Annotated in this window: 28 protein-coding genes and 1 pseudogene; all 29 read left to right on the plus strand. The window is 29.4% G+C overall.

Annotated elements, in window-relative coordinates:
* Nucleotides 1-728: hypothetical protein (locus tag L992_RS13675; RefSeq protein WP_047395977.1), on the plus strand; the 728-nt coding region annotated here is incomplete at its 5' end.
* A complete protein-coding gene (locus L992_RS09905; RefSeq protein ID WP_047395980.1) occupies nucleotides 725-1732 on the plus strand; it encodes a hypothetical protein in 1008 nt (335 codons plus the stop codon). The genes L992_RS13675 and L992_RS09905, both read left to right, overlap by 4 nt.
* Nucleotides 1733-1821: 89 nt before the next feature.
* Entirely contained in the window at nucleotides 1822-1977 is a 156-nt protein-coding gene (locus L992_RS13555; RefSeq protein ID WP_156110678.1) for a hypothetical protein, read from the plus strand.
* 232 nt (nucleotides 1978-2209) lie between these two features.
* Complete coding sequence (locus L992_RS13835) at nucleotides 2210-2341, plus strand: hypothetical protein (protein WP_255360716.1); 132 nt, start codon at nucleotides 2210-2212, stop codon at nucleotides 2339-2341.
* Entirely contained in the window at nucleotides 2328-2882 is a 555-nt protein-coding gene (locus tag L992_RS13165) for an N-acetylmuramoyl-L-alanine amidase (protein ID WP_052193967.1), read from the plus strand. The genes L992_RS13835 and L992_RS13165 overlap by 14 nt, the downstream gene beginning before the upstream one ends.
* A gap of 8 nt (nucleotides 2883-2890) precedes the next feature.
* Nucleotides 2891-4150 (plus strand): site-specific DNA-methyltransferase, encoded by a 1260-nt coding sequence (locus L992_RS09915; RefSeq protein ID WP_047395983.1) that lies wholly within the window; start codon nucleotides 2891-2893, stop codon nucleotides 4148-4150.
* 72 nt (nucleotides 4151-4222) lie between these two features.
* Nucleotides 4223-5305 carry a hypothetical protein gene (locus L992_RS09920; protein ID WP_156110679.1) on the plus strand — a complete coding sequence of 361 codons (1083 nt, stop codon included), beginning with the start codon at nucleotides 4223-4225 and terminating at the stop codon, nucleotides 5303-5305.
* A gap of 177 nt (nucleotides 5306-5482) precedes the next feature.
* A complete protein-coding gene (locus L992_RS09925) occupies nucleotides 5483-6061 on the plus strand; it encodes a hypothetical protein (RefSeq protein ID WP_047395985.1) in 579 nt (192 codons plus the stop codon).
* Nucleotides 6054-6485, plus strand: coding sequence for a hypothetical protein (locus L992_RS09930; protein ID WP_047395987.1), 432 nt, complete (start codon nucleotides 6054-6056; stop codon nucleotides 6483-6485). Before L992_RS09925 ends, L992_RS09930 begins: the two co-directional genes overlap by 8 nt.
* A 92-nt stretch (nucleotides 6486-6577) precedes the next feature.
* Complete coding sequence (locus tag L992_RS09935; RefSeq protein ID WP_047384533.1) at nucleotides 6578-7033, plus strand: P27 family phage terminase small subunit; 456 nt, start codon at nucleotides 6578-6580, stop codon at nucleotides 7031-7033.
* Nucleotides 7033-8742 carry a terminase large subunit gene (locus L992_RS09940; RefSeq protein ID WP_047395990.1) on the plus strand — a complete coding sequence of 570 codons (1710 nt, stop codon included), beginning with the start codon at nucleotides 7033-7035 and terminating at the stop codon, nucleotides 8740-8742. Before L992_RS09935 ends, L992_RS09940 begins: the two co-directional genes overlap by 1 nt.
* Nucleotides 8742-10010, plus strand: a complete 1269-nt coding sequence (locus L992_RS09945) for a phage portal protein (protein WP_047395993.1) — start codon at nucleotides 8742-8744, stop codon at nucleotides 10008-10010. Before L992_RS09940 ends, L992_RS09945 begins: the two co-directional genes overlap by 1 nt.
* Nucleotides 10011-10751, plus strand: coding sequence for a head maturation protease, ClpP-related (locus L992_RS09950; protein WP_047395996.1), 741 nt, complete (start codon nucleotides 10011-10013; stop codon nucleotides 10749-10751). It abuts the gene before it with no gap.
* Nucleotides 10752-10760: 9 nt separating this feature from the next.
* The gene (locus tag L992_RS09955; protein ID WP_052193968.1) at nucleotides 10761-11984 is read left to right on the plus strand and encodes a phage major capsid protein; all 1224 of its coding nucleotides are present in this window, start codon (nucleotides 10761-10763) and stop codon (nucleotides 11982-11984) included.
* Nucleotides 11985-11993: 9 nt separating this feature from the next.
* Entirely contained in the window at nucleotides 11994-12278 is a 285-nt protein-coding gene (locus tag L992_RS09960) for a head-tail connector protein (RefSeq protein ID WP_047396000.1), read from the plus strand.
* Nucleotides 12265-12588: a phage head closure protein gene (locus L992_RS09965; RefSeq protein ID WP_047396003.1), complete on the plus strand. Its 324-nt coding sequence runs from the start codon at nucleotides 12265-12267 to the stop codon at nucleotides 12586-12588. Before L992_RS09960 ends, L992_RS09965 begins: the two co-directional genes overlap by 14 nt.
* Before the next feature lie 4 nt (nucleotides 12589-12592).
* A complete protein-coding gene (locus L992_RS09970) occupies nucleotides 12593-13000 on the plus strand; it encodes an HK97 gp10 family phage protein (RefSeq protein WP_047396005.1) in 408 nt (135 codons plus the stop codon).
* A 7-nt stretch (nucleotides 13001-13007) separates the two neighbouring features.
* Nucleotides 13008-13457 carry a DUF6838 family protein gene (locus L992_RS09975; protein WP_047396008.1) on the plus strand — a complete coding sequence of 150 codons (450 nt, stop codon included), beginning with the start codon at nucleotides 13008-13010 and terminating at the stop codon, nucleotides 13455-13457.
* Entirely contained in the window at nucleotides 13444-14538 is a 1095-nt protein-coding gene (locus L992_RS09980) for a phage tail sheath C-terminal domain-containing protein (protein ID WP_047396010.1), read from the plus strand. Before L992_RS09975 ends, L992_RS09980 begins: the two co-directional genes overlap by 14 nt.
* Before the next feature lie 12 nt (nucleotides 14539-14550).
* Entirely contained in the window at nucleotides 14551-14961 is a 411-nt protein-coding gene (locus L992_RS09985; protein WP_047380937.1) for a phage tail tube protein, read from the plus strand.
* Nucleotides 14962-15012: 51 nt separating this feature from the next.
* Nucleotides 15013-15534: a hypothetical protein gene (locus L992_RS09990; RefSeq protein WP_047380936.1), complete on the plus strand. Its 522-nt coding sequence runs from the start codon at nucleotides 15013-15015 to the stop codon at nucleotides 15532-15534.
* A 192-nt stretch (nucleotides 15535-15726) separates the two neighbouring features.
* Entirely contained in the window at nucleotides 15727-18360 is a 2634-nt protein-coding gene (locus L992_RS09995) for a hypothetical protein (RefSeq protein ID WP_047396013.1), read from the plus strand.
* A 2-nt stretch (nucleotides 18361-18362) separates the two neighbouring features.
* Nucleotides 18363-18815 carry a hypothetical protein gene (locus L992_RS10000; protein ID WP_052193969.1) on the plus strand — a complete coding sequence of 151 codons (453 nt, stop codon included), beginning with the start codon at nucleotides 18363-18365 and terminating at the stop codon, nucleotides 18813-18815.
* A complete protein-coding gene (locus tag L992_RS10005) occupies nucleotides 18808-19761 on the plus strand; it encodes a hypothetical protein (protein ID WP_047396016.1) in 954 nt (317 codons plus the stop codon). The genes L992_RS10000 and L992_RS10005 overlap by 8 nt, the downstream gene beginning before the upstream one ends.
* Nucleotides 19761-20192: a DUF2577 family protein gene (locus L992_RS10010; RefSeq protein ID WP_047396017.1), complete on the plus strand. Its 432-nt coding sequence runs from the start codon at nucleotides 19761-19763 to the stop codon at nucleotides 20190-20192. Before L992_RS10005 ends, L992_RS10010 begins: the two co-directional genes overlap by 1 nt.
* Nucleotides 20189-20629, plus strand: a complete 441-nt coding sequence (locus L992_RS10015) for a DUF2634 domain-containing protein (RefSeq protein WP_047396020.1) — start codon at nucleotides 20189-20191, stop codon at nucleotides 20627-20629. Before L992_RS10010 ends, L992_RS10015 begins: the two co-directional genes overlap by 4 nt.
* Entirely contained in the window at nucleotides 20626-21717 is a 1092-nt protein-coding gene (locus tag L992_RS10020; RefSeq protein WP_047396023.1) for a baseplate J/gp47 family protein, read from the plus strand. Before L992_RS10015 ends, L992_RS10020 begins: the two co-directional genes overlap by 4 nt.
* Nucleotides 21707-22249 carry a putative phage tail protein gene (locus L992_RS10025; protein WP_047396026.1) on the plus strand — a complete coding sequence of 181 codons (543 nt, stop codon included), beginning with the start codon at nucleotides 21707-21709 and terminating at the stop codon, nucleotides 22247-22249. The genes L992_RS10020 and L992_RS10025 overlap by 11 nt, the downstream gene beginning before the upstream one ends.
* A 211-nt stretch (nucleotides 22250-22460) precedes the next feature.
* A pseudogene (locus L992_RS10030) lies at nucleotides 22461-23032 on the plus strand (hypothetical protein); the annotation flags it as partial.

Genomic DNA, 23032 nt, shown 5'->3' on the forward strand with positions numbered 1-23032 from the left:
TAAGTGATATATTAAGAAATAATGATTTAACAAGTGGTTATCTGAGTTCAGAATTAAACTCACTAACAGGACAAATATTAGGTTTAAAAACGAATCCAATGATAAGTGATATATTAAGAAGTAATGATTTAACAGGTGGTTTTTTAAATTCAGAATTAAAATCTTTTAATAATCAATTGGTGAATTCAAATTTAAAGCTCTTAACAAAAGAGTTAAAAGAAATAAATAAGCTTAAATTAAAAATAGTTGACTTACAGTCAACAGTCGAGATAGAAAAAGAAATAGTTAAAGAAAAATTCATCCCTTTAACAAATGAAGCAGCTGAATATGAGAAAAAAATTATTAACAGAAAAAAAAATAAAGAATCAGAAATAATATTTGAATCTTATAAATTGATAATCATTCAATTATATTTATTAATCTATTCATTTATAGAAAAAAGAAAAGAATTGTTTATAGGGAAAAAAATCGATTTTAAAAAATATAAAACTCGAAAAGAAAGTAATTATAAATGTGGAGTAAAAGAAAAAATAGAAGTATATAAATCTTTAAATGGAAAGGTAAAAAAAGATACTATAGATGGTAAAATGGTTGTATTAAAAGTTGATAAAAATAAAGAAAAAATAAAAATTTGTTACAAAGAAGGCGAAGAAATGTTAGAAGGATGGGCTGAGAGTAAATATTTTAAGAGTGTAGATGAAAACAAAATGATAGAGGACTTAGAATGAAAAAAGCAATAGCCATATTAATAATAATTTTAATAAAAAATACTTTTGCGATATCTGAAAAAAGCTTGGAATTAATAGAAAAAGAAAATAGTATTTTAAATGAACAATTGGATAGTATTGAGAAAATAGTTGAAGAAAAACAAAAATTTAATTTTGTAGAAACTGTACAAAAAAAACAAGAGTTAATAGAAAAAGAAAATACTAATCAAAAAACAACAGACAGCAAATCTTCAAAACAAAAGATAGAAATAATTGATTTTATAAAATCAATCGCAGAAATATCTTATTATATTGCTTTTTGTATAATAGGATTTTTTACATATATGGGAGCAAGAAAAACCTTGTTTTTACCTTTTGATAATGAAGTTTTTAAGTTTCAAATAAAGGAAATGCAGGAAGTATATAGATATTCAACAAACTTTGAAAAATTATATAAAGGATTTGAAAAAAATATTTATTTAAATCTTATGTATTTAATGAATGACTATATTGAATTTAATGAATGGAAAGAAACAAATCTAAATTTTGATAAAAATGAATTTTTTAAAGAGGTTGGATACTCAACATTAATGGATGAAAATGATTTAAACATATTTGTTGATGAGCATAAATCCAAAGAAGAGCTTAAGTTAAATAATTGGTGTGAGTATAAATTAAAATTATTTTATATCTCCGCTATTTTTCAAGAAGAAGAAAAAAAACTTGAAGAATATACTAACACTCCATTTTTACCAAAAAATTTATTGGTGGAGTTAAAAAATACATTAAAAAAAGTTGAGCATATAAATATATTGCTTAAAGAAAAAATTTTACAAATTTCACAAGAACTGCCTACTAAGGTACAAAAAACAGATGATATGAAAAGAATAATTTTAATGTTATATAATGATTGTATTACTATAGTCGTTAATAACGATGACCTCGAGAAATCATTTGAAAAAATATTAAAGATAATAAGAGAAAATTTAAATTCAGATAATAAGAGAAAATTTAAATTCAGATAATAACTTAAAAAATAACTACTTGCAATTTTCTATTTTTTAGTGTATTCTAATCCCCGTAAAACACCTTGTGTTTAATAAATGGGGGTAACATGAAAAAATTTAATGATGATTTAGAAAAATTACTAAATAAAATAGGAGAAACTCTTAGTAGTAATAGCTCTGTAGTAGTAAAAATAGAAAAGGGAAACAATGGAAGAATATTTACTGAAATTACCCCTACTGAAAAAATAATTATAAAAATTTAAAAAATATAGTTGAAAAATTTAAAAGAATAGTGTATTCTATTCTCAAATAAAAGTTGGTGACAAAGATACCAAATAAGAAACAAAGGGCGGATGCCAGTTTCAAATGAGGAGAAACATTTTTGTGCTATACTGCATATCAATTAGAATAAGTTAACAAGGTCGGAGACAGTTACTTATCTAATCAATTTTTGATTAGGTAAGTGCTGTCTTTTTTTGTTACTCAGGAGTTTTTATGGAAGAAATGGAAAAATTAATGGAGATGATTGAGTCTTTAGACATTGATTTAGATACTAAGTCAGAGTTGATGATTCAATTTGGTAAGGCTGATGCAGAAGCAAGGAGATGGAGTAATGGTAGGAACTAAAAGAGTTATTTTATTAGCAGGACATAACTTTATAAGTCCTGGATGCAACACAAATATAGATGGAAAATTAATAACAGAATTTGATATGACAAGTTATTTGGTAACGGAAGTTTTTAAAAAAGAGAGATTAGTTGGAATTGATTTAATTATTAAGGCTAGAAATGATTTTGGAAATTTAGTTAATGAAGTTAATTCCTTAAATGGAGATATTTTAATAAGTTGTCACTTCAATGCTTATGATAGAAAAGCACAAGGAACAGAGGTTCTATATGCTCATACATCATCAAAAGGAAGGAAGTTAGCTTCAGTAGCTCAAGATATTTTAACTAAGCATTTGGGACTATCAGATAGAGGAATAAAACCAACTAAACCAGAAGATAGAGGAGGTTCAATTCTTAATAAAACTAAACCAGTAGCGATACTAATAGAACCATTCTTTTTAGATAATATTAAGAATAAAGATTATCTAGAGAAATCTATTGAAAAAGTTTCAAATGCAATAATTGAGATATTAGAGTATGTAGATAAAAATGAGCTTTGAGAGGTCATATGAAAATAGAAAAATTAAAACTAAGTGAAATAACACCATATATAAATAATGCTAAAGAGCATCCTCAAGAACAGATAAACCAAATAAAAGGGAGTATAAAAGAATTTGGTTTTAATGACCCAATAGCAGTAGATGAAAACAATGTGATTATAGAAGGTCATGGAAGATATATTGCATTACAGCAATTGGGAGTTGAAGAAGTAGAGGTAATAAGATTAGATCATTTAAGTGAGATACAGAAAAAACAATATATAATAGCTCACAATAAATTAACAATGAATACTGGCTTTAACTTAGAAAAGTTAAAACTAGAGTTAAAAGAGATAGAAATTAATGAAAAAGACTTATCTTTAACTGGTTTTGAAATAGAAGAACTAAAAGATTTAAATATTGGAAGTTTAGAAGTTGAAATTGATGAGTTTAAAGAAGATGAACCACCAGAAGTAGATTTAGAAAAAGAACCATACAGTAAACTTGGAGACTTATATATGCTAGGTAGTCATAGATTACTTTGTGGAGATAGTACAAAAGTTGAAGATGTAACAAAGGTAATGTTAACAGATAAAGCTGATTTAGTATTTACAGACCCACCTTGGAATGTAAATTATGGAGGAGTAAAAGAGGATAATCCTCAAGGATATAAACCAAGAACAATATTAAATGATTTCATGGGAACAGAGGATTTCAAGAAGTTTATGTTTGATATATTTTCAAGAATGGCTGAGTTCTCAAAGAAAGGTTGTCCAACTTATGTTGTTATGTCTGGCCAAGAGTGGGGAAATATGATGTTGACTTTAGCTCAGAACAATTATCATTGGTCATCAACAATTATCTGGAATAAAGATTCTTTAGTTCTCTCAAGGAAAGATTATCATACAAAATATGAACCTATCTGGTATGGATGGCTAGAAGGAGCACCAAGACTTCATCCATTAGAAGATAGAAAACAATGTGATGTTTGGGACATTCCAAGACCGAAGAAATCAGAGCTTCATCCTACAACTAAACCAGTAGAAGTTCCAGGAAGAGCAATTATGAATAGTTCTAAAAGAGGAGATGTAGTTTTAGATTTATTTGGAGGTTCAGGTTCAACTATGATGGCTTGTGACCAGTTAGAAAGAAAAAATAGATCATTGGAGTTAGACCCAAGATATGTAGATGTAATAGTAAAAAGATATATAAACTTAGGAAAAGAAGATGTGATTTTAATAAGAGATGGAAAAGAGATTTCTTATCCTGAAATTATTAGTAACCTATAAAAAATAGGTTGCTGATTAAAGTGTATCAAGTAGTTGGTGCATTTTAGTTAGTAACAAAATATGGATGAACCAATGTGTAAACTACAGGAAGGTTCGGGAAAGGGGTTGGCAGAATGGAGGTATATAAATGTGAATTTAGATGCCAGTAAGATATTTAGAATAGGTATAGATTGGTTAACACTATATAACTTTGAAATTAGTTATAACAGCAATCTTTATATAACAGAACAAGTAACAGAGGAGTATTACCAAGAAAAATTTTGTTTAGATGAGCCAAGTTACACTTTAGATAGTACCACAAGGTTATATAGCAGTGGGAAGGAAACACATTTTAAAAATTTGAGATTTAATCCAAATAAAATTTTAAATGGCCATAATATTTATAACTCAAGGGAGATAGAGCTGAAATCAGCTCTTTTAATACTAATTAAAGAACTTTCAGAGAAAGGCATAGAGATAAATTTAGCTGAAGCAAAAATTAAAGATGTTGAGATAAATTTGAACTTTAACAAACCTTTTTTAGAAGTTGAAGAGGCTTTTAAACTGTTATTCATATCAGTGCCACACTTTAAAAAGATAAGTAGATGCACTAGAAATAAAAGCTATAGATTGATGTTTCAAGATGAAACTCTTCTAGGAAATTACGGCTCTACTTTGGTTACTGTTTATGACAAAACAGAAGAATCTAAAAAGCTAGATTTAGAATTAGATATAACAAGATTAGAGTGGAAGTTTTTAAATAGAACTTTTTCATATTATGCAAATAAGAATGAAAAGGATAATAGTCTAAATTCTATTTTAAACAGCTTTGAACTTATAGATGGAATCTTTATAGAGAACACCAAGAAGAAGCTCTTAGAAGAGGGAATAAGACATTTAGAAAATGTTATAAAGACTAATTTAGAAAAAGAGTTCCTAGCTTTTAAAAAAGCTAATAGATTTGGAAAAGAGTTGGGTAAAAAAGAGAAAAGAGGAGTCTATAGATATTTAGAAGAATCGTGCTGGATATTTGATTACACTCTTTTAATAGAGCTTGTTGATAAACATGACAAAGCACATAAAACTAGAGAGACAAAAACAATATTGAAGAACTATTCCAATCGTAATAATTTAGAAAAATTAAATTATTTGATGGAATTTATTTTTAACCACTAATTTCAAATAGTGGTTAAACTTTCAAGGCTTAAAAATAGGCTGAAACACTTTATAAATAGATAGGTTATGAATGATATTACTCAGAGAAATCAGAGCGGTTTTTCCTTATTAACTAATAGCCGTTATAAATGACATTTTTATTACTTAATTTATTCTTTGAATAGGAGGTGTGTCATAGTGATAAATAAAGTTTCTAATGCAATTAAGAAAGAGATAAGAAAAAGATTTGAAGCAGGAGAAGATTTAAAAGAGTTAGCTTATGAGTTTAGACTGTCTTATGGCACATTGAGAAACTTGTCCAGTAAAGAGAAATGGCAGAAGGGAATTAATTCAACATTACTTTACTTACAAGAGGTACAAAATGATATAGAGCAACATTTAGAAGAGAAAGAGGAGATAAAAGGTCATTATAAGAATCTTCATAAATCAACCTTAGCTTATTTAATTGAGTTAGAGAGAAAAAAGGAAAGACCAACAAATAAAGGCAGAGAAGATGCTTTAAGAACTAGGATAGCAACTCATAGAGACGGTTATCAATTTGCTAAAGAGTTATATTCAATAATGAATCCAGAGGAAGAACTTGATTATAAGATTAAGTTAGCAAGATATGAAGCTTATAAAGATGAGATATTAGCTGATGAAAAAGAAAGAGAGATAAAGCTAGACTCTGATTCAATAGATTTAAAATTAAAAAAGATAGAGTTAAAAACAAAAGAAAGAAAAGCGAAAGCTTATGGAGTTGTTATAGATGAATAGGATATGTCCTAGATGTAAAAAGGTATATTCATATAGTTTAAAAGAGTGTCCAAATGGTTGTACTAAGAAGATGAGAGCTGAATCAAATAGGATATATGATAGATGTCAAAGAGAGAATCAAGACTTTTATAACAGTAAAGAATGGAAGAGATTAAGAGAAAGCTGTAGGAATAAGTTTAGTGAATTGTGTCTTTGGAGTTTATATAAACATAAAAGAGTTAGAAAAGGAAGTTTAGTTCATCACATAGTTCCATTATCAGAGGATAAATCAAAAGGGTTAGTGCTTACAAATCTTGTTTATTTAAGTGATGAAGCTCATAGAGAGATACATAAGTTATATGAAACAGATCAAGTTGAAACAATTAAAGAGATAAAAGAGTTTATAAAAATATGGGAAGTTGAGTATGGAGGCGGGGGTATATGAAAAAGTTTTTGAGAAGCGAGCCGATACCGCATCCTCTCCTTTCTTTTCGCAAATTTCCCTTTGAGAAAAAATTAAGAAAATAAAAACTGGAGGTGTCAAAAATTAGAAAGTCACTTGAAGCACAAACAAAACATTTAACTCAGGAAGAGATAAAAAGAAAACAGCTAGAACAAGAATCTGTATTTGTTGGAAATGAGCAACTGGAACATCCTCCAGATTGGCTAGTAAATCAAATTGCAATTAATGAATGGATTAGACTTGTAGAGCAATTTAATAAAAAATCTATGATTAGTAATTTAGATTATAACAGCTTAGGGGGTTACTGTAATGCCTTTGCTAGATATGTTTCAATTGTAACTAATCTAAAGACTGATGTAATGATTGTAGAAGATGTAAATCCACTTGTAAGCTTAGAACTTAAATATTCAGATGAGATGAAAAAGTATGGTTCTTTATTGGGATTAACAATGGAATCAAGATTAAAAGCTGGTTCTGGAATAGTAGCTAGAATAGATAAAACATTAGGTGATGAGTTTGGAGATGTTTAATGAATATTAAAGAGGAGCTGATAAGGTACTCCAACGGATGTATTGAAGGAATAATACCAAGTGGTGAAAAACACATATGGGCTTGTAAAAGATTTTTAAAAGATGTTGAAGAGAAAAAGTTTTACTGGGATGAAGAGGAGGCTGTAAGGATAGTTAAGTGGTTTACATACCTTAGACATTCAAAAGGGGTTTTAGCAGGAACTCCAATAGTATTAACTGATTGGCAAAAGTTTATAGTTTGTCAAATATATGCTTGGAAAAGAGAAGATGGATATAGGAGATATAAAAAAGCTTTTATAGAGGTTGGAAGAAAGAATGCTAAAACTCAGATGCAAGCGGGATGTATGCTCTATGAAATATCTGTAGTGGCAACAAGAAATGGAGAGATAGCAGAAACATTTTGTGCAGGAACTAAAAGAGAGCAATCGAAACTCTTATTTTCTGAATGTCAAAATATGCTTACAGGAAGTTCTTTAGCACCAAAGTTTAAGTTAACAAGGGATAAAATAGTTCATATAAAAACGACCTCATTTTTAAAACCATTATCAAAACAAGATGGAAAAACAGGAGATGGAACCAATCCAGCAGCACTTGTTCTTGATGAGTATCATCAACATGCAACAACAGAGTTTTATGACCTAGCATTAGGAAGTAACTCTAAAGAGTCTTTATTATTGATAATAACAACAGCGGGAATAGATTTAAATGTTCCTTGTTATACAGAAGAATACAAATATTGCTCTGAGCTACTAAATCCAAATATAGACATAGAAAACAATGAGTATTTTGTAGATATTTGTGAAGCCGATAAAGATGATGATATAGGAGATTTAAAAACATGGCAAAAAGCTAATCCACTTAGAGCGACCTATAAAGAAGGTATACAGAAAATAGCATCAGATTATGAAGTAGCCAAAAGTGTTCCTGAAAAGATGATTTCATTTAAAACTAAAATTTGTAATATTTGGGTTCAAGCTAAAGATTTAGGTTATATGGATATGGAAAAATGGAAAAGATGTGAAGTAAAAACTCTTCCGTTTGATATAACTAATAGACCTGTATATGTGGGATTTGATATGTCAGCAAAAATTGACTTAACAAGTGTAGCTTTTGTAATACCTATAATGGTTGAAGGGATTGCAAAGTATATAATATTTAGTCATTCTTTTATTCCAAATAGAGAAAAGTTAATGGAAAGAAAATTGATAGATAAAGTTCCTTATGATAGCTGGGAGGAGAGGGGATTTTTAAGTGTAACAAACAGTCCAATAGTTGACCAAAGCTATGTAATGGATTATGTATTAAAAATTTGTGAAGAAAACAATTGGGAGATAAGACATCTTTGCTTTGATCCAGCTAATGCTTCAAAACTAATGATGGATTTGGATATTCAAGGATATGAAGTAACAGAGGTTTATCAATCGCATAAATCTTTAAATGAAAGTACAGCAGGTTTTAGGGAACAGGTTTATTCAGAGAATGTTTACTATTTACCAAACCCACTTTTAAACTATGCAATGGGGAATACGGTTATAAGGCAAAATAATGGACTTATAAAAATAGATAAGGATGCTTCTATTAGAAGGATTGACCCAATTGATGCTCTTTTATGTGGATATAAATTGGCAATGTATCATGAGTTTGAATTTGATGTTAATGAATTAGTTTCTGATGAAATTCTAGAAAAGTTATATGGTGGAGGTGAGTAATGAAAATAATAGACAAAATAAAAAATATAGTAAAGTCAGAGAAATCAAATGAAAAAGAAGAAGGGCTATCTTTAGAAGAGGTAGGAGATTTTTTTCATAGCTATGGAATAGATGTTGAAAGCATTGATAGGAGCAGTGATTTGTCGGAAACGATTTATTATATATGTTTAAAACATTTATCAGAAACAATGTCTAAAATGCCGTGGGAACTTAGAGCTTTAACAATAAAAAAAGGTAAAGAAAAAGTTCTGGATTCTAATATTGATAGACTTTTAAATTTAAGACCTAATCCATATATGACTGCTGCTACATTTTGGGGAACTGTAGAAATTAATAAACTCCATCATGGCAATGCTTATATCTATATAGAAGCTGATAGAAATGGATTTCCAAAGCATCTTTGGTTGCTTCCAAGTGCTCAAGTTAAGATTTGGATAGATAATAAAGGTGTTTTTGGAAGGCTAAATAGTATTTGGTATATTTGGACAGATAGCCGAACAGGAAAAAGATATAGCTTTGAAATGAATGAGATTATCCATTTGAAAACTCATGTAAGTTTTGATGGACTTTCAGGAGTTGCAACAAGAGATATTTTAAAAACTCAAATAAGTAGTGGGAAAAATTCGGTTGGATTTTTAAATAAGCTTTATAAAAGTAATATGTTTGGCTCTAAAGTTTTAGTTCATTATCCAGGAGAGTTGAATAAAAGTAATGAGCAAAAAATTGCAGCAAAGCTTGAAAGGTATTCAGCAACACAAGGATCAGGAAAGTTTATTCCTGTACCAGCAGGATTCCAAGCACAACTGTTAGACATGAAACTAGCAGATGCACAGTTTTTTGAAAACAATAGAGTTTCAGCATTACAGTTAGCAGCAGCATTTGGAATAAAGCCAAATATAATTAATGATTACACAAAGTCTAGCTATTCAAATTCAGAAACTCAGCAAGTTGATTTCTATGTAAATAGCTTGCAACCATTATTTAAAGCGTATGAACAAGAGATAAGTTATAAGATTTTGACTGAGAGCGATATAAAAAAAGGATTTAGATTAGAAATTAATGAGAAAATTTTATTTAAAATGGACAATAAAACCCAAGCGGAAGTTTATAGTAAATATCTAACTAATTTTGCTATGACACCAAATGAAGTAAGAGAAGACTTAAATCTTCCATATATAGATGGCGGAGATACTTTGTTAGGAAATGGCTCTACAATAAATTTAAATAATATAGGAAGTCAATATAACAATAAAGGAGGGGGTGAATAAATGCCAGTATTGAATTTAGACAAAGGAAAGTTGGAAGTTAAAAATAAAGCTGAAAATGTAGCGGAATTAATTATTTTTGGAGAGATTGCATCAAGTAGGTGGTCAAATAGTGATGTTATACCATCCGATGTAAATAATCTATTGAGTGAAATTGGAGAAGGTGATGCTTTAGATATTTATATCAATTCTCCTGGTGGAAGTGTCTTTGCTGGAATTGCTATATACAATATGTTAGCAAGACATAAAGGGCATAAAAGAGTTTTTGTAGAAGGGTATGCTGCATCAATAGCTTCAGTAATAGCAATGGCAGGAGATGAGATTATAGTTCCTGAAAATGCCTATTTAATGATTCATAAAGCTTGGGGATTAGCAATAGGTAATGCTGACGATTTAAGAGAACAAGCGGATTTGTACGAGAGGTTTGATACCACAATAGCGAATGCATATATGACAAAAGCTAAAGATGGAAAAACATTTGATGAGTTCTTAGAACTTATGAAAGCAGAGACTTGGTTTGATGGTTTTACAGCTCAAGATTATTTTAATGTTACTTCAACAGAAGCTGTTGATATAGCAGCTTTTTTAGATGGAGAGTTGTGTAAGAACTATAAAATTCCTCAAAATCTTTTAATGAATAATATAAAAGCTAAAGATGAAAAGGAAACAGATATTCAAAAGGATTTCGGAAGTTTCGAAATAGAGTTAGCAAAAGCAAAATTAAATTTATTAATAAACTTATAGGAGGTCGTAATGACAAAATTACAACAAATGCAACAAGAGATGTTTAACTTAAAAGCTGAAGCAAAGAATATTATAGAGAAGGTTGGAGTGACAGAAGCAGAAATAAAAGAAGTTACAAATAAGATATCAGAGCTTCAAGCTAAGATTAATTTACAAAAAGAATTGGATAATCCACAAACAGAACCTGAAAATAGAAGTGGACAACAGCTACCAAGAGGAAATTTAGATGGTGAAGATGTAGAACCTGAAGCAAGATATGGTGAAGCGTTCTATAATTCTCTAAGAGGAAGAGCTTCAAATGAAGATAGAGAGATTCTGGAAGCTAGAAATTTAAGTTCTGGAATAGGTGAAGATGGAGGATGTTTAATTCCAGTAGACCAGCAAACTGAGATTAATGAACTAAAAAGAACATTTACTCCTTTAAGAAATTTAGTAACAGTTGAATCTGTTAGAACTTTAACTGGATCGAGAGTATTAGAAAAAGATGCAGAACATACACCGCTTGAAAAGTTTACTGAAACAGATGAGGATGGAATTAAAGAAACTACAGCACCTAAATTTGTACCAGTAACATATAAAATAGAAAACTATGGAGGTATTTTACCAATTCCAAGAACTTTATTACAAGACCAAACAGCAAATTTAAGAGGGTATTTAAATAGATGGTTAGCTAAAAAGGCTGTAGCAACAGAAAACACTTTAATAATTTCAGTTTTAAATACATTAAGTAAAATTTTAATTTCAACAATTGATGATGTTAAAGATGTTATGGATGTAAAATTAGACCCATCTATTTCAGCAATAGCTAAAGTAGTAACTAACCAAGATGGTTTTAACTATCTAAATAAACTTAAAGATTCTCAAGGGAATTATTTATTAGAAAAGGACCCGAAAGCTCCAACTAAAAAATTATTAAATGGAAGAGAAATTATTGTGCTATCAAATAGAATATTAGCTTCAGCAGGAACAACTGATAAAAAAGCTCCTTTAATAATTGGATCATTAACAGATGCAATCGTGTTATTTGATAGAGAAACTATTGAATTAAAATCTACTGATGTTGGTGGAGATGCTTTCAAGAAAAATAGAATTGATATGAGAGCTATTATGAGATTGGATGTTAAGAAATTTGATTCATCATCAGTTGTGTATGGGGAAATACCAATATCAGGAGTAGCATCAATGAGTTTTAAAGAAAGTGTTGAGAATAAAGATCAGGAAAATGAAAAATAGGAGGCTCATATGGTTGATAAAGCTAGAGCTAAGGAGTACCTAAGAATAGATGAAGAAGATGAAGATAATTTTATTGAAATGTGCATAGAGTTTAGTAAAGAGGAGATAGAAAATTCCACTGGAGTCACTTTTGATTCTGGTGGAGAAAGTAAAACATATGAAATGGCACAACTTATAATTATAACTGATAGATATGAAAATAGAGGTTCTCAAGATTTAGAGTTTAAGCCAAATAACATGCTTTCTTGTTTATATACAAAGTTGAAATATGGTGATTATAATGTCCAATCTTAGCAGTAGATTAAAAAATAGAATAGGTATTTATAAAAAAGAACATGTAAATGGAAAACTTGGAAAAACTTATGAAGATATTCTTGTAAAAAAAGTTTGGGCTGAGATTAAGTTTCAAAGTGGAAATATAGTAAATGGAGAGGGAGAAACAGAAGCTAATAATACAAGGTTTAAAATAAGGATTAGAAAAACTCAGATTAAATCAGATTATCATATTGTATATAAAGGGCTAGTTTATGAAATAGAATATATTTATCCAGATTTTAAGAAGAATAGTTTTATGGATATAATGGCAAAGCTACGAACGGAGTGATAGTATGAGCTTAGATCAATTATCTAAAGATTTATTAAAGTTGGCCAATGGAATTAAAGATGGAAAAGAAACGAAAAAGTTTTTAAAAAAAGAAGGTGTAAAATTAAAAAATAAAACAATTTCTGTTGCAAAGAGTAGAGTTAAAAAGAAAACTGGAAATTATATAAAAGGTATAAAATCAGGGAAAGTTTATGAATATAAAGGAGCATATGCATGTAGAACGTATTCCACAGCTCCTCATGCTCATTTAATAGAGTATGGACATATAAAGAAAGATAGAACAGGGAAAGAGCATGGATTTCAAAGAGGTTACCATGTATTTACAACTGCAAAGAAAGATTTTGAGGATGAGTTTGAGAGTGATGCAGAAAAATTTTTAGATAATCTTTTAATAAATAATGGATTTAAGTAGGTGAAGAGTGACAGAGTTTATTGATATTCAAGCTTCAATTGTAGAAAAATTAAGAGAGTATGCACCAGATATAGATACAATTAGCTCAGATATAGAGGAAGGATTTAAAAGGCCATGTTTTTATATAGATATGCTAGATACTGATATCAACGATTTAGGAAATAATTTTCAAGAGATAGAGATTGAATTTGATGTTTTATATTTTCCAGAGCATCAAAAGAAAAATCAAGAAGAGTTATTAAAAATGAGAGATATTTTAACAAAAGCATTCGTAAGAAATAAAAGTATTAAAATAGCTGATGATTTAATAACTGAAGCTGAGAATGTTAAGTTATTTGAAGTGGATAAGATTTTACATTGTACATTTAATGTATTTATAGCAGAAGAATATGAGAGAGAGTATGAAGAGAACATGGAAGACTTGAAATTTAAGGAGGAGATTAATGGCAACGAATAATGGACTGCCAAAGTTGAGTATAGAGTTTAAAGGATTGGGAGTTTCAGCAATAGCTAGAGGAGAAAAAGGTTATGCTGTTTTAATAGTAGAGGATGATACACCTGGAATCCAAAAGCAAAAATACACAACAATAAGTGATTTTGGAAGTGATGAACAAAAGAAGTTTGATCCAGAGAATGTTCTTTTTATAAAAGATGCACTGGAGGGAGCTCCATTAGCTCTTTATGTTTTTAAATTAGGAACCGATGGAACTTTTGCTGATTTATTAAATAAAATAAAAGGAATAATTCCAAGAAATTCTTGGATTACAGTACAAACATCAATTAGTGAAAATCAAAATGATTTAGTAACTTTTGTGAAAGGAGAGAACAAAAATAATAAAAAAAGATATAAGGCTATGGCATATAAAGTTACTACTGCTGACTCTATGCATGTTGTTAATCAAACTAATGAAGAAGTTGAATTTAATGATGATAGAGGAATAAAAAGTGGAGAATATGCATTATCGTATTTACTTGGATTCTATGCAGGTTTATCTATGATGATGTCAGGAATAGCTAAACCCTTGAAGTTTAAAAGTGTAAAAGAACCAGAAGACCTTGAAGAAGCTATTTCAAATGGAGAACATGTACTATTTAACGATGAGGGCGAAGTGAGGATAGCTAGAGCGGTAAATTCGCTTGTAACAACTGGAGAGGGCGTTACAGAGGAAATGACACATATAAATACAGTAGAAAAAATGGATTTAATATTTTGTGATATATATAAAGCTTGGAATAATAGTTATAAAGGGAAATATCCAAATATTTTAGATAATCAAATGCTGTTAATATCATCAATAAATGGATACTTTAAATCTTTAGCTAAAGATAAAATATTAGATCCTAATTTTGATAATAAATCAATGATAGATATAGAAGAGCAAAGATTAGCTAACTATTCAAAATGGGGAGAAGAAACAGTTAACTCTTGGGATGATTCGTATGCTATGAAAATGACTGTAGGAACAAAAGTATTTTTAAAAGGAAATATAAAGATAACAGGAATTATGGAAGATTTCTTCTTCGATATATTCATGTAGGGAGGAGAATAAGTGGCAAATCCTAGAAAGAATGATTATTTTAATGGAAATAAAGGGAAGCTTTGGGTTAATGGAGAGGAAGTAGTGACAGTAACAAAATCTAAAGCTGTAAGAAAGAATAAGTATGAAGAGATTCCAGCTCCAACAGGTGATGGAACGGTAAGAGTTAAAGTTGGAGAAACTATTGAATTCTCAGGAACATTTAAATTTTTAGGTTCAGAAAATTTAGATGCTTTTAATGAAAGTGAAGATATATCTTTAATTTTAGCAAATACGAATATTTCAGGAAAAATAACGAAAAGATTAAAATTAGATGGAGTAACATTTGATGAAGAGGTTCTAATAGATTTTGAAAAGAATAAAGTTGCAGAGATAGAACTTAGTGGCCAAGCAGAAACAATGGAATGGTTACAAGAAAAATAAAATAGAAAAGGCTCCTCATTTAGTAGGAGCTTTTCTTTAAAGGAGAGGGATATGGAAAATAAACAACCTATAACATTACAAGAATTTTTAGATAAAGTTGAAGAGAATGAAAGTAAAAAAGTAAAAATAACACATATTGAAGTAGATGGGTTTGGATTAGTTGAATTTGTAAGACCTCGTGAAGGTGTCTTGTTAGATTATTTAAACGATATGATAAAAGCTATAGATATGACAAAAGAAAAAACGTTTGAAGAGAACGAAGAAGATGAAGTGGATTTCGGAACTTCCGAAATTGAAGAGGTAAAAGAAAATAAAACTAGATTGAAGATAGAAAAAGAAAATTCAAAAGTTGATATGAAATTATTGGTTAAAGCTTCTGAAAAACTAGTTTACTTATGTTGTCCAACTATGCAAGCCAAAGAAGTAAGAAGTAGATTTAAATCAATTTCACCGTATGAGATACCTACGCAAATATTGGGGGTTAATGGAGTTAATAGTTTAGCACAAAAATTGAGTAATGTATTTGATGGAATTAAGATTCAAGAAAAGGTAAATAAAACAATAAAAAACTAATAGGAGGTAGTAAGGAGTATGGTGAGTTATTTTGGATATCTTACTACCTACAGAAAGGCCATAGGTTAGACTATTTATTAAACCTTGATTATGAAGAACAGGTATTTTTTAAACAAAGTATGGAGAAAATGAATGAGGAACAAGTTTTCTATGATTATAAAAAAATGGAAGACTTTTTAAATGCTTTAGGAGGTGAGAAAAATAGGGGATAGAGTTATTAATACCATACTAACTTTAAGAGATAGTATCTCAGGACCGTTAAAAGCTGTTTCAAAAGCAACAGAACTAGCAAATAGCCACTTAGAAGGAGCTAAAGAACTAGTTAAAAAGTATGAAGGAACAATAGCTAACGCAAATCAACATATAGATTCAGCAAAAGCAAGAATAGCAAATTTATCTAAAGAGTATTCTAGTAATTCTAAACAAATAGAAAAGTTAAAATCAGAAACAGAAAAATATGAAAAATCTATTGCAGGAGCAAAAGATAAAGCGCAAGAGTATGGAAAAGGCTTAGAAAATACAAAATTAAAATTGAAACAGCTTCAGTCAGCACAAGAAGCAACAAACAAAGCTTTAGAGGAAGCAAATAAAACTGGGAATAAATCAACTTTAAAAAAGTTAGAAAAAGAATATTCTCAAATTTCTAAAGAGATAGAGAAAGCTAAATCAGAAGTTGAGAAATATACTAAAAGCTCAAAAGTAACAGAGGAACAGATACAAAGCTATAATAAAAGATTGGAAGTAGCTAAAAGTCAGCTTCATAGTTTAGAGAAAGCACAAGAGTCAAATACCAAAGCTGTTGAAACTGCAAGAAAAGTTATAGTAGATTACGAAAAGGTAATTACTCAAAATAATGGTCCACTAAATACAGCTCGAGCTAAAATGAGAGAATATGGAAAATCATTTGCTGAAATTAGTAAAAGAGCAGAAGAGGGAAAGAAAAAGATTTTAGAGTGGGGAAAAGCTTTTGTTGAAACAGGAGATAAAATTGTAAAAAGAGCAATACAAGCAACAGGAGCAGTGGCAACTTTAGTAGGTGGATTTGCTGTTAAAGAAGGGTTTGGAGAGGCCATGAACATGGAAGGTTATAAAATGCAACTTGAAACAGCAACGAAATCTACACAAAAAGCAGGAGAGTTAATGTCGAATGCAATAAAGTTTGCAAACAGTACTCCTTTTGAAACAGGAGAAGTTGTAGAGTCTACAGCTAAGATGGAAGCTTATGGAATCTCTTCTAAAAGATGGTTGAAAGATGTAGCAGATATGGCTGGAGCAACCAATAAATCAATTGATCAAGCAACTGAAGCTATGGCAGATGGTGTTATGGGTGAGTTTGAAAGATTAAAAGAATTTGGAATAAAAAAGGAGCAGTTGATAGAAGCAGCAGCTTTAAAGTATGGAAAAAATATTGTTTTTAATAAAAGAGGGCAAGTAAAAGATGAGGCAAAACTTCAGGATATTTTACAGTCTGAAATGCAAAAAAAGTTTGCTGGAGGAGCCGAGAAACAAGCTAAAACTTTAAAAGGACTATGGTCAACAGTAACAGGAGTTACAAAATCCTCTTTAGCTAAAGTAGTAGGAATGACTGAAGAGGGAACAATTAAGCAAGGTAGCCTTTATATGAAGTTAAAAGAGCAAGTTGAAAGAGTTGTAGGAGTTTTAAATAAATGGCAAGCGGATGGAACAATAGATAAAATAGCTGAAAGAGTAACAAAAGCGGTCGAAAATATGATTGTATTTTTTTCAGAATTATTTAATTTTATAAAAAAATATAGAGCAATAATTGAAACAGTTTTAGTTTTTATCTCAACTTTGTATTTAGTTACAAAAGCAATAGCAATATTAAAAGTGGCGTTAACAACCTTATCTGTTGTTTTAGGAGTGTTAAATGGAACAATAGCTTTATCTCCAATAGGATTAATAACGTTAGCAATAGCTGGATTAGTTGCGATTTGTTATTTACTTTGGAACCATTTAGATGCAGTTATAAATATGTTTAAAGGTATATTTAGTTGGATAAAAAAAACTTCAGATTATTTAGTCCCTTTAAGTTTTGCGTTTGCTATATTGGTTGGACCGATAGGTTGGGTAATAACAATTGTTTTAGTTTTAATTCAGCACTTTGATAAATTGAAAAAAATAGTACTATCAATACCTGGAATATTAAGTGAATTAAAAAAAGGGGTGTTAGATAGTTATGAGACTTTTTTAAAGTGGATCACTGGATTGAAAGAAACTTTTTTATCTTTAGATGAAGTTAAAAATGCAATTAAATTTGTGAAAACAGCAGGTCAAACATTGGTAGAATGGATAAGTTTTATAATATCGAGTTTTCAAAATTTTTATAGTTGGATAAAAATAATACTAGATGGTATAGGTGATTTTGCATTTTTACTAGGAGGTCCAATAGCTCCATTATTAGCATTGATTCAACATTTTGACAAACTAAAAGAAGCAGGAGAGAAAGCTTTTAATATTATAAATAAGGTATTTGGTTCTAAAAACAAAGATACAGATATTTCTATATCAGAGAATAAGAATGTTAAGAGTAAGTTAGAAGCTGTTGAAAGTTTGAAATTAGATATTCCTGGTGGAGTGGGAGGAATGAATTTTCCAGAATTAAAAGAGATGTCAAAGTCAGAACCTAATTTTGGTCAAGATAAAAAATATAGTCAATCTAAAGATGCAGGTAAAACTAATTCAACAGAAACTAAAATAAATGTAGTTATAAAAGGTGATGTTTATGGATTCAATGATTTCAAAGAAAAGGTTGCAGAGGCGGTTATAAAAATAGCAAATCCTAATATGTCAAATATGGTGAGGTAAAAATGATTTCTAATGTAGTTAATTACATATTAAAGGGAATGGAAATATATTTTTCTGTAGATAATAATAAAGAGATATTTAGACTTCCATATGTCCCTCCAGATGTTGAATTTGAATCACCACTAGATTTTGAAGTCTTTGAAACCACAAGTGGAAAGCTTTTAACTTTAATTGGAGAAACAGGACTAAAAACTTTAACAATAGATAGCTTTTTTCCTTCTAAATTTTATGGTTGGTTAGGAAATATAACTTTAGCACCATTGTGCATAGATTTTTTTGAAAGAAACAGAAATAAAAAATTAAGGATAGTTATAGTCAGCTTATCGATAAGAGAAAATATGGAATGCATAATCACAGATTTTAAATACAGTAAAAAGCACAATGGAGACATAAAATATAGTATTTCTATTCAAGAATATATAGACCCTAATAAGATTGGAGGAAGTGGTGCATAAATTAAAATTGATTCAAGGAGAAAAAGTTACAGATATAACAAATATGGCTGGTGGTATAAGTTTTACTACCAGCATAGATACATTAGGAGCATCTTTTGAATTTAATATGCCTAGAAGCTTTAAAGATTTAAGTTATGCTCTAACTGAAACAATAAAAACAGGAGATATTATTAAATTTCAAAATGAAAAAACTTTATTTACAGGAGTAATTATAGATATAGATACTCTTAAATTTTCAAAAGAAATAAAATGTTTTGATTTTTATTTTTACTTAAATAAAAATAAGATTATAAAGCAGTTTAATAATTTGAATGCATCAGCTTGTATAGAAAATTTATTGAAAAGCATAGGAGCGAAAGTAGGAAGTATAATAAGTATAGCTACTTCGATTGATAAAATATATAAAAATAATACTGTAGCAGAAATAATAGATGATATTCTAAAAATTGTAAATGAAGAGACAGGTAAAAGATACCTTTTAGAGATTGAAGATACAACATTTAGTTTGGTTTCATATAAAAAGATAAAAGTTCAAGTGACTAAAAATATTTTTGGAATGCCAACTTTAACAGAGAGTATGGCAGATATGAAAAACATTGTATTGGTAGTTTCTAATGACTCAGAAGATGAAAGTATTTATGCAAAGGCTGAAGATAAAGAAAGTATAAAAAAATATGGAATGCTTCAAGAGATAATAGAAGTTGATCCTGATAAAGATGATATTTCAAAAGTTAGAAATATAGCAAATACAAAATTAAAAGAATTGAATAGAGTTTTAACAACTTCAAGTTTGAGTGTTTTAGGAAATGATGAATTAAAAGCTGGAAGGCTTTTAGATGTTGAGATTAAAGAGTTTGCAATAAAAGAGGAGTTTTTAATAAAAAGTTGTACTCATACATTTCCTAAAGGGAATCACATTTGTAGTTTAGAGCTGGAGGTGGATTGATGAATTATCAATTGATGTTAGCTAAAATGTTTAAAGCAAATGAAAATAAAGAGATTGAATTTGAAGCTTGTATTGGAAAAGTTATTAAAGCTCCTCCAGAGACAACAATAAGTATTTGGGATGGACAAGTTATTCTGTATCCACATCAATTATATATGAATGATAGATTGTATGATGACTATATAAGAAAATTTGATATAGATGGAGAGATAACAGAAATAACGATACAAACGGCATCGAGTAATGTAGATGCAGGACCAGGTCCTCATAAGCATAATCATGGAACAATAGAGGGAAAAGGAAAGTATAAGGCTGTAGGAACAATTATAAATACGGATACACTTATAGTTGGGGATTATGTAAAGGTAGTTCCAACAGAAAAAGGACAGAAGTGGTTTATTGATTCCAAGTATAGGAAGGTGAAAGAATGAGTATTTTTCCTATATTTAATGAAGTTTTAGATGTTAAAGAAGAGAGTCAGAAAAATGGAAGGAAAGAGATCTTATTTGATTTTAAAGCTAAAAAGGTTGTTATCGTTGATGGAAAAACAAAAGAAGCAACTGAAGTTGAGCAAGTTCGTCAATGGATTCAACTTTTGATATTAACTCAAGTAGATAAATATAAAGTGTATGAAAACACAGAGTTTGGTATGACTGATTTATATAATTTAAGAGGTCATAATATATTTAATACACCATTTGGAGTAATGGAGTTAGAGCGTGAAATTAAAGAGAAAATTATGAATAAAAAAGAAATTCAAGAAGTGATAGATATAGCTTCAAGAGTTGAATTTAATAGCTTAAATATAGAAGTTACAGTGAAGTTAAAAAGTGGTGAAACTTTAACAAGTGAGGTGAGTATAGAGTGATAGAATACAAAGTTCCTACAATAGATGAAATAGAAGAAGAGATGTTAAATAATATATCGGATGATTATGTAAAAGATATTGGAACTTTTACAAGAGATATGATAAGAACATACGCTATAGAGTCACATAAATTTGAAAAGAAATTAGAAGAGTATTATAAAAAGTTAGATATTTATAATTTAACTGGAAATGAACTTACCAAATTTGTTGAACAAAGAAAAGGCCTTCATAGAAAAAGTGCAAATCCAGCTAAAGGAGTTTTGACAGTTGAAGGAACAGGGATTATTAAAATTGGAGATGTATTTGAAACAGGATCAGGAAATAGGTATAAAGCAATTGAAGAGGTAGTTATAAATAAAGTAGGGGCTGTCAATATAGAAGCGATTGAACCAGGAAGTACTGGAAATGTTGGAGCTAATTCAATTGTTTTTATTCCAGTAACAATTCAAGGAATTTCAAAAGTTACAAATAAAGCTCAACTAATAGATGGGTATGATGAAGAAACTGATGATTCATTAAGAGAAAGATACTTAATTGAAATTCAAAAGCCTGCAACGAGTGGGAATGTTTATCATTATATGCAATGGGGAAGAGAAGTTGTAGGTGTTGGAGATGTAAGAGTGTTTCCTTTATGGAATGGGAACAATACTGTTCAAATAGTAATAATAGATGATAATAAAGTAATAGCAAATCAAGAGCTAATAAATAGAGTACAAGAATATATAGACCCAAAAGGTGCGAATAATAGCACTTGGGGAACAGGTTCTGGAGCAGCTCCAATAGGAGCTTATTGTACAGTTAGTACAGCGATAGCTAAAACTATCAATATAGATTGTGAATTAGTTTTAGAAAAGGGGTATGAACTAGATTCGATAAAACCTTTAATTGAAGATGAATTAAAGAGATATTTGAAAAGCATTGCATTTAAAAAGAATAGTGTATCCTATGCACTTTTATCAAGTTGGATATTAAATATTGATGGAGTTCAAGAGTGGACAACTTTTACTATAAATGGTAATCAAGAAAATATAAAAATAGAAGAAAAAGAAGTGGCAGTATTAGGGAGTGTGAACTTAAGTGTCTCATAAAGTCCAAATAATAAGTAATTTACATAAAGTATTTAGAAGTGATTCTTATATAAATAATTTATTGGGAGTAGCTGGAGAGAGATTAGATAATTACGAGAAAAAAGCTGAAGGATTAGAGAAGGAATTTTGGTTTGATAGTATGTCAGCTTTAGGTATAGCTATTTTAGAAGATCAACTTGCATATAATACTATGAGTAATACTTTAGAAGGTAAAAGAGAAGAGTTAAAAGGAAGATGGAAAACTTCAGGTAAGTGTGATTTGAAACTGCTTCAAACAATAGCCAATTCATGGAGAAACGGACAGGTAGGAGTTATGTTCACAAATGCTTGTATTCAGATAACATTTATTTCAATAGTAGGAATTCCAAGAGATATAGATGCTCTAAAAGGAGCGATAGAAGAAGCGAAACCAGCACATTTACCTGTAGAATATACATTTAGATATAGAACTTGGGGTAACTTACTACAAAATACATGGGGTTATTATAAGCAATTTACTTGGGAACAAATATTAAGAAGGGAAGGGATTTAAAATAGATAAGGAAAGAGTTGAATTTATAGATGTTGAGTATCCAGATTACGATACAACAGCAGATGTAGAAATAATAAATAAGAATATTAGAAAATTAGTTGAAAATGCAAAAGAACAAGATGTTCAAATAAAATCTAAAGAACCTATTATTAATAAAAAAACAGGGTTTAATTTAGATAAGACTGATTTAACAGAAAATGAAAGTAACAAATTGTTTAGTGCAAAGGGAGCATTAAATCTATTTAATAATTTAACTACGAACTTTACAGATGCAATTAATACAGCGAAAGAAGTTTTGAGAGGGGATATATCAAAAAAAGAAGATAAGTTTGAAAAAAATAGTGGTTTTAATAAAGTTAAAACAGATTCTTTAGAGGATAATACAGATAAATTATTTACATCAAAGGGAGCGTTTAATCTGAATAGTACCCTAACAAAATTAATTGATGGAATAAAATCGACGTTAACATCTCATGTAGAGTTGAAAGCAACCTCATCTAAAGATGGACATATATCTAAAGAAGATAAAAGTAAATTGGATGGAATAGCAACTGGAGCTAATAACTATTCTCATCCAACCTCTTCAGGAAATAAACATATTCCAACAGGAGGGTCAGCAAATAGATATTTAAAATGGCTTTCTGACGGAACATCAGCTTGGGAGTTGGTAGATTGGAGTATTATTCAAAATAAACCTAGTAGTTTTACTCCAGCGAGTCATACTCATGATGATAGATATTTCACCGAAGGAGAAATTAATGAGAAATTTAAAAATTTCTGTCC

The organism is Cetobacterium sp. ZOR0034, assembly GCF_000799075.1.
In the GTDB taxonomy this organism is placed as follows: domain Bacteria; phylum Fusobacteriota; class Fusobacteriia; order Fusobacteriales; family Fusobacteriaceae; genus Cetobacterium_A.